A 14,704-nucleotide genomic window follows, 5' to 3' on the forward strand; every position below is an offset into this window, starting at 1 on the left:
TCAGCCCTCCACCACCCAGGTGTCCTTGGTTCCGCCGCCTTGCGACGAGTTGACGATCAACGAGCCTTCCTTCAATGCCACGCGGGTAAGCCCACCGGGCACCAGGCGGGTTTCCTTGCCCGACAGCACAAAGGGCCGCAGGTCGATATGCCGTGGGGCGATGCCGTTTTCAACGAAGGTGGGGCAGGTGGACAGGCTCAACGTCGGTTGGGCGATGTAGGCGTGGGGACGCGCCTTGATGCGCTGGCGGAAGTCCTCGATCTCGGCGGCGCTGGAAGCCGGCCCGACCAGCATGCCGTAGCCACCGGAACCCTGGGTTTCCTTGACCACCAGTTCCGGCAGGTGAGCCAGTACGTGGGACAGTTCATCGGGCTTGCGGCACTGGAAGGTCGGTACGTTTTGTAGCACCGGTTCTTCGTCCAGGTAGAAACGGATCATTTCCGGCACATAGGGGTAGATCGACTTGTCGTCCGCCACGCCGGTGCCGATGGCATTGGCCAGCACTACGTTGCCGGCGCAATAGGCCGCGACCAGGCCGGGGACGCCGAGCATCGACTCGGGGTTGAAGGCCTTGGGGTCGAGGAAGGCGTCATCGATGCGCCGGTAAATCACGTCGACCGGCTTGGGGCCGTCGGTGGTGCGCATGAACACCTTGAGGTCGTGCACGAACAGGTCGGCGCCTTCCACCAGTTCCACACCCATTTCCCGGGCCAGGAACGCATGTTCGAAGAACGCGCTGTTGAAGCGGCCCGGGGTCAGTACCACCACGTTGGGGTTGTCCAGGCGGCTGGAGCTCTTCAACGTCTTGAGCAGCAGGTTGGGGTAGTGGTCCACCGGCGCGATGCGTTGCTTGGCGAATACTTCGGGGAACAGGCGCATCATCATCTTGCGGTCTTCGAGCATGTAGCTCACGCCGCTGGGGGTGCGCAGGTTGTCCTCGAGCACGTAATAGGTGCCGTCAGCGTCACGCACCAGGTCGACACCCGAGATATGCGAGTAGATGTCGCGGTGCAGGTCCAGGCCGACCATGGCCTTCTGATAGCCCTCGTTGCCCAGCACCTGGTCCGCCGGAATGATCCCGGCCTTGATGATGCGCTGGTCGTGGTAGATGTCGGCGAGGAACATGTTCAGCGCATTGACGCGCTGGATACAGCCGCGTTCGATAACGCTCCATTCACTGGCAGGGATGCTGCGCGGGATGATGTCGAAGGGGATCAGGCGCTCGGTGTCTTGTTCGTCGCCGTAGAGGGTGAAGGTGATCCCGGCGCGGTGAAACAGCAAATCGGCTTCGCGGCGACGCTGGGCCAGCAGTTCCGGCGGCGTATTCGCCAGCCAGCGGGAGAAGTCCTGATAGTGCGCACGGCAGGCGCCGTTTGCGTCATTCATTTCATCGAAGAAAGATCGAGCCATTCCAGTACCTTGTCAGTGCCGAGGGACGTTTGGGTGGCACTGCCGTTTCAAAAAACGCATTTTTTATGAGCCCGTGGCTAAGGGTGCCACTGGGCCTGGTCCTTACTTTCTTGTGGGGTCGGCTCTGGGTCGGGGGGTAACGAATGCTCCTGTATCCGGGCAGATGAATGGATAAAGCAATGCCTGTGCCGAAACCCTGAATTGCTTGTAGTGAGGGGCGTGTTGTGGCGAGCAAGCCCGCTCACAACAACACGCCCGCTCACCAGAAGGGGGCAGTGCCTGGCAGGCGCCCCGACTTGGTGCATGAACAAACTTGAACTTCACTCGCCGCTGATTCTTCTAACAGGACTTGAACCAGCAGGGAGCACCGTCATGCCCAGAATCATCTCTCCCCATACACCGGAAGCGGCCCTGACCGACCACAGCGAACACAACGCCAAGATCTTCGGTTCGCCCAAGGACCGTCTGGACTTCTACCGGCGCGAGATCCAGTACGAAACCACCATCCTGGCCAACCGCACCGACGCTTATCTCACGGCGCAATCGTTCCTGGTGATCGCCTTTGTTTCCGGCATGGGCAACCTCAACCCGGAGTGGGGCAAGCTGTTTACCCTCGTGGTGCCGGTGTTCCTGGTCTCGCTGGGCATTCTCAGCTCCCTGAATGCCTGGCCAGGCATTCGGGCGGCGTACGAAATCATCGATCACTGGCACTACAAGCAGAGCGAACTGCTGCGCAGCGAGCCGGTGATGGGCATGGCCTATGATGAGTCGCCGCTGTTTTCCGAAATGGAGTCGTCCCACAAGGGCTATCGCAAGTCGCTGCTGTTCTCCATGCGTGCGCCCTGGCTGTTCATGGTGTTCTGGCTGGTGCTGGGGATATACGCGTTCTATATCCAGGTCGACAACCCGATCCGCTGAGCAATCGGACGGAACTTCGCCGGGTGGCGCAGCGCCTTACCTGTAGGCCCTGCTGATTTCCCTGCGGCCTGTAACGAGGTGACCCATGAGCACAAGCAAAGACCCGCAACTCGATAACCGCAACGACCCGGCCATCGACGGCGGCGAACCGGCTCCCGGTACCGCTGCCGACGCACCGAAAGACCCGGTCCCGGCCAAAGACCCCAAAGCCAGGGAAAACGACTACAGTCCAGACTTCAAGCCCGAGCGCGAGCCCAAGCCTGAAACCGATGCCGATATCGATACCCAGGGCGGTTAGAGGAGACGGTCATGTCCAAAGAACTCGACGACGAACTCAACGACCCGGGCAATGAAGACCCCGGTTCCTTGATGGATGATGCAGAAGTGCCGCTCAACGACCTGGATGACGCGGCAGACGTAGGCAATACAGAGCGTCAGGACTGAGCGTCCGCCTTGGCTCGTCGTTCATACCACACCAGCATCGGCTGGGTACTCAGGCCATGAACGACGATGCTCAAGGCAATGACTGACAAGGTCAGGTTTACCGCCACCGCGCTGCTGGTGCCAATCAAGCCGTGGTTGAGCGCGTAGAACAGGTAGTAAATACTGCCGATCCCGCGAATACCAAACCACCCCATCAGCCCGCGCTGGCGCAGATCAATCAAGCGGCCCCAAGGCATTGCCAGCACGCCCAGCGGGCGGATCACGCAGAACAGCAGTGCCGCCACCGCCAGTGCGCGCCAATCCCAGTGGCTGACCAGCACGATGCCCAGCACCGTTACCAGGAACACCTCCATCGAACGCTCCACCAGGCTGCCGAACGAGAGCATGTCGCCCATCATCACGCCGGCGGCGATCTGGGTGTCTTTCAGTTCGCTGACATCACCTTGCAATGCGTGTTCTGGCTCTACTTCCAGGTGACCCACCACCGGCAGCGCCAAATGCTCCGACGGGGTCTGCGAGTTCCCGGTCGAGCGGAACTCCGCCTGGCGCAAGCCAAGCCCCGCCGCGAACACTGACAGGAAGCCATAGCCGCCCACCGCCTCGGCGACCACATAGGCCAGTGCGATCAGTGCGAGCGTCAGGTAGTCATTGGGCGAGAGCGTGCTGTCACTGTTGCTGATGCGCAACCATAGGGTCACGCGGCCTATGCCACGGCCCATCCAGTAGCCGATCAACAACCCGGCCGGCACCGCCCAGAGCAGATTCTTCAGCACCCAACCGCCCAGCCAGTCACCGTCGAACCCGCCGTGCTGCATGAACAGCAGGGCGAAAATCACAAACGGGAAGGCCGTGCCGTCGTTCAGGCCCGCTTCGCCGGACAGCCCGAAGCGCAGCGCGTCATAGTCCTGGGCATTATTGACCTGCACCAGGCCTGCCAGCACCGGGTCAGTCGGGGCCAGAATCGCCCCGACCAGCAGTGACACACCCCACGACAATGCAAACAGGTAATGCAGCGCCAGGCAGATGCCGAGGATGGTCAACAGCATCACCGGCCCGGCCATGCCGAACGCGATGCGCCAGGTTCGGTGCTTGAGTGGCAGACGCAGCTTCAAGCCGCTGACGAACAGCGAAAACAGCACCGCGACTTCAGTGAGGTGCTCCATCCAGCGCGCAGAGTTTTTGATGTCCAGGTGCAACAGGTCGACGCCCAGCGGGCCGATGCCTACCCCCAGCAACAGGCACACCGCCGAGGTGGTGACCGGCATCCAGCGCAGGTAGGAGGAGGTGAGGGCAAGGGTGAGCAAGACAGTGCCCAGTACGGCCATCCATAGAATAAAAGTCATCGAGCGTGCACCGAGGCCGTGGTCTGTTCAGGTTGGAGGACCGCGGCCGGTGACGGGTTCAATGTGATTGGATCAACTGCGAGCCAATGGTTTTCACGCGGATCATGTCCATCAGCTGGCGCAATCCCGGCTGCGGCTGGCGCCGGCTCGGGTAATACATGCACAACGGCTCGCCCATGCAGGCCCAGTCGGGCATGACCTCCACCAGGCGACCGTCCTTGAGCTCCTGCTGCACGCGGTTGGACAGGCAGTAGGCGATGCCCACCCCTTGCAGCGCCGCATTGACGATGGTCTCGGTGTCGGCTGCGCTGAAGTGGCCGGGCACGTCGATGCGTTGCTGGCGACTGCCGTTGCCCAGTTCCCACTTATAGGTAGTGTTGTCGCCCAGGTACATGCGGATGCAGGCGTGTTGCAGCAGGTCTTTGGGCTCCTGCGGCGTGCCCCGGCGGGCCAGGTAGGCGGGCGACGCGACCACGATCCAGCGCAACTCACCGGTCAAGGGCACGGCGACCATGTCCTGGGGCACGGTGGCACCGTAGCGGATACCGGCGTCGTAGCCCTCGGCGATGATGTCGATCATCTGGTCCTGCACGATCAGGTCCACGCGCAGTTGCGGGTAGGTGGCGCAGAAGTCCCCGAGGATCGGCGCCAGCAGCAATACCGCCGCATCCCGCGGCACGTTCAAGCGCAGCCGGCCAATCGGTGCTTCGCGGTACAACTCCAGGGTATCGAGGCCGTCCTTGATGGTGGCGAAGCCCTGGTTGAGTTTTTCTGCCAGCAGCGAGCCGGCATCGGTGGGTTCGACGGCACGGCTGGTGCGGTACAGCAGTTTGACCCCCAGTCGGGTTTCCAGGTTGCGCATGGTGTGGCTCAGGGCCGAGGTGGTCACACCCAATTCGTGGGCAGCATGGCGAAAGCTGCGACGGCGGATGATCGCCATGAACACGTTGAGATCGGCCAGTTCGGAACGGTTGAAAGCAGCCATTTGCAAGTCTCTTATGCAGGAGTTCGGCTGGGTGCGGCGTTGAGCCCGATTCAACCGTGGATGACTTAGGGTAATTGTTTTTCCAGGCATTATTGCAAGCCACTGGATTTTTTCATGCGCGTCGAGACCATCCGAATTAGCCTCGCGCCTCCTGCGGAATCGCCATAGCGACCTCTTTGGACGATAAACGACACCGGGTCAGACATGCCCATTGAACGAGTGTTCAGCTTGAACTATGTTGACCGCATCCGCCCGTTTGCAACAGAACGGGTTAGCGCTGTTTCTTCTTGAACGAGAGGCTCTGGCATGCGGTTTTCCCCCTTCGTCGAACGAATTGCAGGGCAGGGCGTAGCCGCCTGGGACATCCACCACGCGGCGTTTCACGCCGCCAGCCAGGGCGAAGACATCATCATTCTCAGCGTCGGCGACCCGGATTTCGCCACGCCGTCCTTTATTACCGATGCTGCCGTCAGCGCCTTGCGCGAAGGCGACACCCACTACACCGAAATCCCTGGCCGCCCGGCACTGCGCGAAGCGATTGCAGCACGCTACAGCCAGACGCTGGCACGCCCGCTGGACGGCGCAAATGTGATCACGGTGGCCGGCGCGCAGAACGCCTTGTTCGTCACGTCGCTGTGCCTGTTGCAGGCCGGTGACGAGGTGCTGGTGCTCGACCCGATGTACGTCACCTACGAAGCCACGCTCAAGGCCAGCGGCGCCACACTGGAACGCGTGCCGTGTTCCCCTGAGTCGGGCTTTCGCGTCGATCCGGCGCTGCTCGCCGCCGCGATCACCCCGCGGACACGGGCGATTTTCTTCTCCAACCCGAACAACCCCACCGGCGTGGTCCTTGACGCACAGGAGTTGCAGGCCATCGCTGAACTGGCCATCGCCCATGACCTGTGGGTCGTGGTGGATGAGGTCTACGAAAGCCTGGTGTTCGACGGCGAGTACCACAGCCTCGCCGCGCTGCCGGGCATGGCCGAGCGCTGCGTGGTGATTGGCAGCCTGTCCAAGTCCCACGCGATGACCGGTTGGCGCATCGGCTGGCTCATCGCCACGCCCGAACTGATCGCCCATGCCGAAACCCTGGTGCTCAGCATGCTGTACGGCTTGCCCGGCTTTGTGATGGAAGCCGCCACCGCCGCCGTGCTGGCCCATGATGAAGTGACCCGGGGCATGCGCGAGATCTACCGGCGCCGCCGCGACCTGGTGGTGGCCGGGCTGAGTGCCTGCCCCGGAATCCAGGTACAGGTGCCGCAAGCGGGGATGTTCGTGCTGGTGGACGTGCGCGGCACCGGCTTGGGCTCCCTGGATTTTGCCTGGCGTCTATTTCGCGAAGCCGGGGTATCGGTGCTGGACGCGGCGGCCTTCGGCGAGCCCGCGCAAGGTTTTGTGCGGTTGTCGTTCACCCTCAGTGAAGAGCGCCTGGCACAGGCCTGCCAACGTATCGCGCAGTTTGTCGCCAAGCTGGCCGGTGAGCCACGTATCGCCGCCACGTCCAGGGTTGAAGTGGCGCAACCCGTCGCAGCCAAGAAGATGATCGAGGTCATCGACCTGCACAAGCGCTTCGGCAATATCGAAGTGCTCAAGGGCATTTCCCTCACGGCCCACGAAGGCGAGGTGATCTCGCTGATCGGCGCCAGCGGCTCGGGCAAAAGCACCTTGCTGCGCTGTATCAACATGCTCGAAGTGCCGGACCAGGGCAGCATTCATGTGGACGGCGAGAGCATCAAGCTCAACTACGGCCGCCCCGGCGCGCCCCTGGTCGCGGATGCCAGGCAGTTGGTACGGATTCGCTCGACCCTGGGCATGGTGTTCCAGAACTTCAACCTGTGGCCCCATCGCACGGTGCTCGAAAACCTCATCGAAGCCCCCACCCAGGTGTTGCGCGAAAGCCGCGTCGAGGCCATCGAACGCGCAGAAAGCCTGCTCGACCGCGTCGGCCTGGCCGCCAAGCGCAACGAATACCCGGCCTTCCTTTCCGGTGGCCAGCAACAGCGCGTAGCGATTGCCCGGGCGCTGGCCATGCGGCCCAAAGTCATGCTGTTCGACGAACCCACTTCGGCCCTCGACCCGGAGTTGGTGGGCGAAGTGCTGCGGGTGATCCGTTCCCTGGCTGAAGAGGGGCGCACCATGATCCTGGTCACCCATGAAATGGCATTCGCTCGGGATGTGTCGTCGAAAGTGGCGTTCCTGCACCAAGGCATGATCGAAGAAACCGGCTCGCCGGACGCGGTGTTTATCGACCCACGCAGTGAACGTTGCCGACAGTTCGTCAACGCGCATCAAACTCGCTAACTCCAGAAAAAGACGGGGCAAAATCATGAAATCCAAGCGTATGGCAACGTGGTTGGGCAGTGCAGTGCTGATGCTGGCCGCAGGTTTCTCCTGGGCGGCCGACAAACCCATCGTGTTTGCGGTGGCGGCCGAACCCTACCCGCCGTTTACCGTGAAGGGCGGTAACGGCCAGTGGTCCGGGTTCGAGGTGGACCTGATCCACAAGCTCTGTGAAGGCATGAAAGCCGAATGCCAGATCAAGGAAGTGGCGTGGGACGGCATTATTCCCTCGCTGCTGGCGAAGAAGATCGACGTGATTTTCTCGTCGATGTCGGTGACCGACGAGCGCGAAAAACAGATCGCGTTCAGCCGCGCCTACTACGATTCCCTGCTGGGCGTTGCGGGGCCGAAAGGCAGCGAAGTCGAGATCTCCCCGGCGGGCCTCAAGGGCAAGTTGATCGGCGTGCAGATCTCCACGGTCAGCGCCAATTACCTGAAAAAGTATTACGAAAACATCGCCGACCTCAAGTACTACGACACCCAGGAATCGGCCAACGCCGACCTGATTGCCGGGCGTATCGACTACATGATGGCCGACGACACCGCCATCGCCATGATGGTCAAGACCCCGGAAGCCAGCGGCCTGGCGCACATCGCCAGCGTGCCCTACGACCCGATCATCGGCCGTGGCGTCGGCGCTGGCCTGCGCAAGGAAGACACCGCGCTCAAGGCCCGGCTGGACAAGGCTATTGGCGAATTGTTGGTGAGCAAGGACTACGACGACCTGTCGCAGCACTATTTCGGCCTGTCGGTCAGCCCGTGCAAGCGCACCGATACCCCGGCGTTCGTGAGCAAGACCTGTGACAGCCCGTACCCGCAAATCGCCCAGAAGACCGAATAACCATGTTCGATCTTCTCGGCTTCGGCGAACAAGGGTGGGGCCATGCGTTGCTCAAGGGGTTATGGATGACCCTGCAGATCTCCGCCGGGTCGTTTGCGGTGGGCTTGCTGATCGGCCTGGTGGTGGCCTGCGCCAAGCTCAGCGCGCCGCGCCCGATCGCGCTGCTGATGCGCGGCTACACCACGGTGTTCCGCGCGGTGCCGGAACTGCTGCTGATTCTGCTGCTGTATTACGCCGGCTCCATGGGCCTCAACGCGCTGATGCTGTGGCTGGGATTCGCCCAAGTGAATATCAGCGGCCCGCTGGTGGCGATCCTGGTGCTGGGCCTGGTGCAGGGCGCCTACGCCTCGGAGATTTTTCGCGCGGCGATTTTGGCGATCCCTCACGGGCAGATCGAAGCGGCGCGGGCTTTTGGCCTGAGCGGGCTGGGGCTGTTCCGGCGGGTGACGCTGCCGATCATGGCACCGTTCGCCCTGGCCGGCATGTCCAACCTGTGGATCAACCTGATCAAGGACAGCGCCTTGATCAGCGTGGTTGGCACCAACGAGCTGCTGTACACCGCCAAGCAGGCGGCGGGGTCGACCCGCCAATACCTGCTGTTCTACCTCACGGCCGCCGCCTTGTATTACCTGGTGACACTGGCTTCCAACTACCTGTCCGGGCGCCTGGAGCGCCGTATCCGTCGCTGGATGCCGGTTGTCGAGTGAGGCACACATGCCTGAGTGGATAAGCTACTACGCCGCGCTCATCGCCAAGGGATTGCAGACCACCTTGTCGCTGCTGGTGATTTCGGCGGTACTCGGTTTTGCCCTGGCGGTCCTGGTGGCGCTGGCACGGTTGTCGCGGCGCAAGTGGCTGGCGCGCAGTGCACTGGCCTACACCAGCGTGCTGCGCGGTACGCCGCTGCTGATCCAGATCTACATTTTCTACTATGGCCTGGGCAGCCTGTTCGCCCAGTTCCCGATGATCCGTGGCAGCTTACTCTGGCCGTATCTGCGCGATGGCTACTGGTACATCGTGTTCGCCCTGGTGTTGTCGGTAGGCGCCTATGTCGGCGAGGTGATTCGCGGTGGCCTGCTGGCGGTGCCCAAAGGCGAGATGGAAGCGGCCTCGGCGTTCGGCATGACACCGCGTCAGGCCTTGCTGCGCGTGCGCTTGCCACGGGCGATGCGCCTGTTGCTGCCGACCCTGGCCGGGGAGACGGTGATGCTGCTCAAATCCACCGCGCTGGCGTCGACCATTGCCGTGGTCGACCTGCTCGGCGCCGCCAACGTGGTGCGCGCACAGACCTTGCAGATCTACCAGCCGCTGCTGCTGGTGGCGGGCGTCTACCTGTGCCTGACCTTCCTCATCGAAGGCGTCTACGCCATCGCCGAACGGCGCGGTACGCCGCTGCGCAGGTCGGCCGGATAAACCGTTGTCACAGGCTGTGGTCGGCGCCGAATGCGCCCTGACGCAAGCCTTGTACCCAGCAGCGGCAGATATGCAGCCCGTTGGCGGGGCTGAAGGTGCCGGGGTTGAGGCAGCCCTCGAGCCAGAGTCCGTCGAGCATCGCCGACAGGCCGATGGCGGCCAGGTGGCTATCGTGGATCAGCAGGTTTTCGCTGCGGGCCAGGTCGTCCAGCAGGCGTCGGATCAACCCCAGGTAGGTGTGGTAACTGTTTTCGTGGGACTGGTTAACGTGGGGTGAGTGGCGGATCAGGCTCCAGAACACCACCCACACGCCGAGCAGGTCGGGGTCCATGACCCGTGGCGAGAACGAGGCGCTGAGAAACGCGTCCAGCCGTGCGGCGGCGCCGTCAGCCAACTCGACCTGTTCCCACAGCACAGTGGTCAGTTCGTTGGCGAGCTTGTGGTAGGTCTCGGCGATCAACGCGTCGATGCTGCCGAAATGGTGGTTGAGCAAGCCCACCGATACACCGGCTTCGGAGGCGATACGGCGCACGGAAATCCCCGCGTGCCCGTCGCGGGCCAGGCAGGTGAGGGCGGCGGCGATCAGCAGGTCGCGGCGCTCGTCGGGGTCGGCACGGCGCAGTTTGGGAGGGTTGACGGTCATGGGCAGGCCTTTGATGGAAACACCACAGCGCTCAGGTTAGTTGAACGTCTGTTCACTCTCTAGCGATTAATTGATGAGAAGAGGGCAAGGCATGGCAAACGACCTTTCGTGGCAGGTCACCGGCGACGCCGGCAACCCGCTGCACATCGGCGCCTGGCGCTTCGAAGGCGACGGCAGCGGGCCAAGGGTGCACCTGCAGGCGGGGGTGCACGCGGATGAAATCGCCGGCATGCTGGTACTGCATCAGCTGTTGCCGCGCTTACAGGCGTGTCAGGACCAAGGCCGCCTCAAGGGCTGCGTCACCGTGGTGCCCCAGGCCAACCCGTTCGGCATCGGCCAGTTCCGCCAGGGGCGTTTGCTGGGGCGCTTTCATGAAGCGACCGGGCAGAACTTCAACCGTGCCTTCGATCATTCCCTGGCCATGGCGCGCCCGGCGAGTAACCTGGCGCAGTGGCAAAAGCGCCTGGTGCAACTGGCCGCCGAGGCCGACCTGGTGCTGGACCTGCACACCGATGACGAAGCGCTGCCGTACCTCTACATCCACCGCAGCTTCTGGCCCGGCCAGGGCCTGGCGTTGGCGGCGGCCTTGCGCGTGGACCTGGTGATCGTCTGGGATGAGGGCGGTGATGGCTCCTTTGAAGAGACCATCATCAACCATGCATCGCCGCAACTGGCCGCGACCGTTGAGCTGCGCGGGCAGGCGGACGTCAGCGATGCGCTGGCGCAACAGGATGCCGACGGCCTGTGGGCGTGGTTGTGCATCAATGGCGTGGTCGACGAAGTAGCCGCCATTACCGAGTGGCCGGGCGACGTGGTCGACATGGGCTGCATGGAAACCATCCTGGCACCTTGCGCCGGCGTGCTGGTGTTCGAGAAAGCCCTGGGGGATTACGTGGAGGAAGGCCAGCCTTTTGCACGCATCATCGGCCGCCCCGGTGACCCGTCTTCCGAAGTGATCCTGCACGCCGCCCAGGCCGGCCGCATGGTCACCGGCCACCGCGAACGCCTGGTGGCCCAGGGCTCGGTGGTCGCCAAGTTCACCGGGACGCGGTTATCCGACAGCTACAGCGGCGGCGTGCTGGACCCGTAGCGGTGTCTGTGTGGGAGGGGGCTTGCCCCCGATTGCAGTGGATCAGCTGTAGATGAGTTGACTGGCCTGGTGCTATCGAGGGGCAAGCCCCCCTCCCACATTTTTAGCGCAGTGTGTCATTGCTCGAAGTGTGATCCCAACCGCTTCAACCGCCGCATCGCACTGTCCAGATGCAGGCTGGCACAGATATGCACCACCTACCGGGGTTTGATCGAGTGCCTGCGTGAGGAAATCTCACGGACTCTCTAAGCGCTCCAGCAACAGCCGCTCCAGGGTCTCCACCGGCAGCGGCCGGCTGAACAGATAGCCTTGGATCTGATCACAGCCGGCCTCCTTCAAGAACGCCAGTTGCGCCTGGGTTTCCACGCCCTCGGCTACTACCCGCAGGCTGAGGCTGTGGGCCAGTTCGATGATGGTACGGGTGATCGCCGCGTCCTGCGGGTTGCTGGTTACCTCGCGGATGAACGCGATGTCGATCTTCAGCGTGTCGATGGGAAACCGCCGCAGGTACGCCAGGCTCGAATAGCCGGTGCCGAAGTCGTCGATGGAAATCTTCACCCCCATGGCGTGCAGCCGCTGCAGGCTGGCGATGGTGTGCTGGGTGTTTTCCATCAACGAACCTTCGGTCAGTTCCACTTCCAGCCAATGGGGTTCGACTCCGGTGCGGGCCAGGGTGCGTGCGATATCGGCGATCAGGTCGCCTTCGATCAATTGATGGCCGGAGACGTTCACCGACACCTCCACCGGGCCAATCGCGCCGCGTTGCCACTTTGCGATCTGCTGGCAGACCTGCTCGATCACCCAGCGCCCCACGGGGACGATCAAGCCCAGGCTTTCCAGGATCGGTATAAATACCGCTGGCGACACCGCGCCGTATTCCGGCCTTTCCCAACGCAGCAGCGCTTCGAGGGCGCAGATGCGACCGCTCGGCACCTCGACCTTGGGTTGGTAATGCACCGTGAAGTCATTACGCGCTACCGCTTGGCGCAAGTCGTTTTCCAGGGACTGGTGCGCCAGGTCATGCACGCTCATGCCGATCTGGCGTTGCGTCAGCTCACGGGAGTGGCTGGCCAGGTCGCCGCGTTCCTTGAGCCGCAGCAGGTTGCGCACCCGCAACCATAGCTCGACACGTTCCACCGGCTTGCTGATGAATTCCTCGGCGCCGGTTTCAAGCCCGCTGACACGGGCGCTCGGTTCACTGAGGGCCGACAGCATGATGATCGGAATACCCGCCGTGGTTTCATCGCCCTTCAATTGGCTGGCGACTTCATAGCCGTCCATGCCCGGCATCATGATGTCCAGCAGGATCAGGTCCGGCGGCTGCCGGGCCACCAACTGCAAGGCTTCTTCGCCGCTGCTCGCGCTCAGGGTCTGGTAGCCCTCATGTTGCAGCAGGGTTTCCAGGAGTTTGCGCACCTGGGGTTCATCATCAACGATCAACAACGTTGCGGGTTGGCTGGCCATGGAGAGGACTCATGTGAGAGGGCGGATGTGCTGTTGCAGCAAGGTGTCGATCACCTGGTACAGCTCTTTGTAACGCAGCGGCTTGATGATGTAGGCATCGCACCCCGCGAGTCGGGTCTTTTCGCGGTCTTCTTTCATCGCCATTGCCGTCAGGGCGATCACCGGGATGTGAGCGGTGAGCGGGTCGCGCTTGAGCAGGGCGGTGGCGGCCAGCCCGTCCATGCCGGGCAACTGGATGTCCATCAGGATCAGCGCCGGTTGCTGTTCGCGGGCCAGGGTCAGGCCGGTTTCGGCATCCGCGGCCCACAGCACCGTGTGACCGGCATTGACGAGTAACAGACGCGCCAGGCGCATGTTGGCTTCGTTGTCTTCAACAATCAGGATGTGGGGCATGCAGCCTCCGGGGCGCGGTGCAGCGGCAGCCAGGCGACGAACCGCGCCCCGCAGCCTTCACGGCTGGCCACGGCGACACTGCCGCCATGCAGGTCGGTCAACCGCTTGACCATCGCCAGCCCCAGGCCAGTGCCTTCGAATTTGCGTGCCAGGCTGCTGTCGATCTGGCTGAACGCCTTGAACAACTTGTCCATGTCCGCCTCGGCGATCCCGATGCCAGTGTCGCTGACGCTGAGTTCGAGGAACGGCTGATGAGCGCCGTCGGGCAAGGCAAAGCGGTACACCGGCCAGTCGCCGGGAATGTGCCCGACCTGTGCGCGGGGCACCTGGCGCACTGTCAAGGTCACTGAGCTGCCGTGTGCGCTGAACTTTACGGCGTTGGCCAGCAGGTTGTAGACGATCTGTTTGGTCTTGCGCAGGTCCAGCTGCAAAAGGCCAAGGTCTTCGGGACACTCCAGCTTCAATTGGATGCGTTGCAGCGCCGCCTTTTCCCGCACGATGAGCAGGCTGTTGGCCAACAGCCCCGCCAGTTCTGCGTTTTCCAGTTCCAGCTCCATCATCCCGGCCTCGACCTTGGACAGGTCGAGAATGTCGTTGATCAACGACAACAAGTGCTGGCCGCTGGTGAAAATGTCGCCGATGTATTCGAGCTGGGTCTCGCTCATGTCGCCGACCAGGCCATCCTTGAGCGCCTCGGAAAAGCCGATGACCGCGTTCAGTGGCGTGCGCAGTTCATGGGACATGGTGGCGAGGAATTCGGACTTCATGTGACTGGCGTGTTCCAGCTCCAGGTTCTTTTCTTCCAGCGCCCGCTCGAAGCCTTTGCGCTCGGCTTCTTCCTGCTTGCGCGCGGTGTTGTCGGTGCCGATCAGCAAGTAGCCGATGATGGTGTCATGTCGGTTGCGCAGGGCGGTGACCGAGACCATGGCCGACAGACGACTGCCGTCCTTGCGGATGTAGGTCAGCTCGTAGATGTCTTCGATACCCCGCGAGGCCTTGAATACCAGCGCTTCGAAGCCCGGCGTGATCGGCGTATCCAGTTCCAGGCTGAGGGCGGCGGCGCGGGTGATCAGCTCGATCGGGTCGGAAATATCGGCCGGCGTGATGCGGTTGACCACATCGGCGGCGGCATAACCGAGCATGCGTTCGGCGCCGACGTTGAAGATCTGGATCACGCCTTTCTCGTCGGTGGCGATGCTGGAAAAGTACGCGCTGTTGAAGATTGCGTCTTGCAGGGCGCCGGTCTTGAGCAGGGTTTTCTGCCGCTTGAACTCGACGATCTTTTCAGCCCGCGATTGCGGTTGTTCGGGTAACGGTGTGTCCATCGCTTTGGCGTTCCGTGACGTTCAGGCCCGCCATCGTCAAGCGGCGATGGCGCAGAGCATGCTCACAGAAGATCGCTGGGGGGCGACGAGGAGGA

Annotated in this window: 15 protein-coding genes; 8 read left to right on the forward strand and 7 right to left on the reverse strand. The window is 62.7% G+C overall.

The annotated features are described in order from the left end of the window. On the reverse strand, nucleotides 1-1,410 hold the full coding sequence (locus tag BMX59_RS08085; protein WP_092243478.1) for a circularly permuted type 2 ATP-grasp protein: 1,410 nt from the start codon (nucleotides 1,408-1,410) through the stop codon (nucleotides 1-3). A gap of 372 nt (nucleotides 1,411-1,782) precedes the next feature. On the opposite strand from BMX59_RS08085, the gene BMX59_RS08090 reads away from it, so the two are divergent. The 3 genes from BMX59_RS08090 (at nucleotide 1,783) to BMX59_RS30685 (ending at nucleotide 2,772) form a co-directional block, all read left to right on the forward strand. Next, nucleotides 1,783-2,328 (forward strand): hypothetical protein, encoded by a 546-nt coding sequence (locus BMX59_RS08090; RefSeq protein ID WP_071488345.1) that lies wholly within the window; start codon nucleotides 1,783-1,785, stop codon nucleotides 2,326-2,328. 85 nt (nucleotides 2,329-2,413) lie between these two features. Then, nucleotides 2,414-2,626 carry a hypothetical protein gene (locus BMX59_RS08095; protein WP_071488344.1) on the forward strand — a complete coding sequence of 71 codons (213 nt, stop codon included), beginning with the start codon at nucleotides 2,414-2,416 and terminating at the stop codon, nucleotides 2,624-2,626. An 11-nt stretch (nucleotides 2,627-2,637) separates the two neighbouring features. Then, nucleotides 2,638-2,772: a hypothetical protein gene (locus tag BMX59_RS30685; RefSeq protein ID WP_010210499.1), complete on the forward strand. Its 135-nt coding sequence runs from the start codon at nucleotides 2,638-2,640 to the stop codon at nucleotides 2,770-2,772. On the opposite strand, the gene BMX59_RS08100 is transcribed toward BMX59_RS30685, so the two are convergent. After that, nucleotides 2,763-4,115 carry a cation:proton antiporter gene (locus BMX59_RS08100; RefSeq protein ID WP_092243483.1) on the reverse strand — a complete coding sequence of 451 codons (1,353 nt, stop codon included), beginning with the start codon at nucleotides 4,113-4,115 and terminating at the stop codon, nucleotides 2,763-2,765. The two genes, BMX59_RS30685 and BMX59_RS08100, sit on opposite strands and share 10 nt — an antisense overlap. A gap of 58 nt (nucleotides 4,116-4,173) precedes the next feature. Further along, a complete protein-coding gene (locus tag BMX59_RS08105) occupies nucleotides 4,174-5,100 on the reverse strand; it encodes a LysR family transcriptional regulator (RefSeq protein ID WP_092243486.1) in 927 nt (308 codons plus the stop codon). Between the two features lie 306 nt (nucleotides 5,101-5,406). Between BMX59_RS08105 and BMX59_RS30945 the strand changes: the two genes are divergently transcribed. From BMX59_RS30945 to BMX59_RS08125, 4 genes are read left to right on the forward strand one after another with little or no spacing between them, the layout of a single operon-like run. Continuing rightward, the gene (locus BMX59_RS30945; protein ID WP_093120978.1) at nucleotides 5,407-7,401 is read left to right on the forward strand and encodes an aminotransferase class I/II-fold pyridoxal phosphate-dependent enzyme; all 1,995 of its coding nucleotides are present in this window, start codon (nucleotides 5,407-5,409) and stop codon (nucleotides 7,399-7,401) included. A gap of 25 nt (nucleotides 7,402-7,426) precedes the next feature. After that, complete coding sequence (locus BMX59_RS08115) at nucleotides 7,427-8,281, forward strand: transporter substrate-binding domain-containing protein (protein WP_172963333.1); 855 nt, start codon at nucleotides 7,427-7,429, stop codon at nucleotides 8,279-8,281. A gap of 2 nt (nucleotides 8,282-8,283) precedes the next feature. Further along, entirely contained in the window at nucleotides 8,284-8,988 is a 705-nt protein-coding gene (locus BMX59_RS08120) for an ABC transporter permease (protein WP_092243494.1), read from the forward strand. Nucleotides 8,989-8,995: 7 nt separating this feature from the next. Continuing rightward, on the forward strand, nucleotides 8,996-9,694 hold the full coding sequence (locus BMX59_RS08125) for an ABC transporter permease (RefSeq protein WP_093120980.1): 699 nt from the start codon (nucleotides 8,996-8,998) through the stop codon (nucleotides 9,692-9,694). Nucleotides 9,695-9,701: 7 nt separating this feature from the next. On the opposite strand, the gene BMX59_RS08130 is transcribed toward BMX59_RS08125, so the two are convergent. Next, nucleotides 9,702-10,337, reverse strand: coding sequence for a TetR/AcrR family transcriptional regulator (locus tag BMX59_RS08130; RefSeq protein WP_093120981.1), 636 nt, complete (start codon nucleotides 10,335-10,337; stop codon nucleotides 9,702-9,704). A gap of 91 nt (nucleotides 10,338-10,428) precedes the next feature. Between BMX59_RS08130 and BMX59_RS08135 the strand changes: the two genes are divergently transcribed. Beyond that, nucleotides 10,429-11,427, forward strand: coding sequence for a M14 family metallopeptidase (locus tag BMX59_RS08135; RefSeq protein WP_093120982.1), 999 nt, complete (start codon nucleotides 10,429-10,431; stop codon nucleotides 11,425-11,427). 234 nt (nucleotides 11,428-11,661) lie between these two features. Here the strand turns inward: BMX59_RS08135 and BMX59_RS08140 are convergent, their stop codons facing one another. The 3 genes from BMX59_RS08140 to BMX59_RS08150 are packed head-to-tail and all read right to left on the reverse strand — an operon-like array spanning nucleotide 11,662 to nucleotide 14,609. Continuing rightward, nucleotides 11,662-12,891, reverse strand: a complete 1,230-nt coding sequence (locus tag BMX59_RS08140) for an EAL domain-containing response regulator (protein WP_092243506.1) — start codon at nucleotides 12,889-12,891, stop codon at nucleotides 11,662-11,664. Nucleotides 12,892-12,900: 9 nt separating this feature from the next. Then, entirely contained in the window at nucleotides 12,901-13,284 is a 384-nt protein-coding gene (locus BMX59_RS08145) for a response regulator (RefSeq protein ID WP_071488337.1), read from the reverse strand. Then, a complete protein-coding gene (locus BMX59_RS08150) occupies nucleotides 13,269-14,609 on the reverse strand; it encodes a sensor histidine kinase (protein ID WP_093120983.1) in 1,341 nt (446 codons plus the stop codon). The genes BMX59_RS08145 and BMX59_RS08150 overlap by 16 nt, the downstream gene beginning before the upstream one ends. Between the last annotated feature and the right edge of the window lie 95 nt (nucleotides 14,610-14,704).

The organism is Pseudomonas sp. NFR09, from assembly GCF_900111535.1.
In the GTDB taxonomy this organism is placed as follows: domain Bacteria; phylum Pseudomonadota; class Gammaproteobacteria; order Pseudomonadales; family Pseudomonadaceae; genus Aquipseudomonas; species Aquipseudomonas extremorientalis.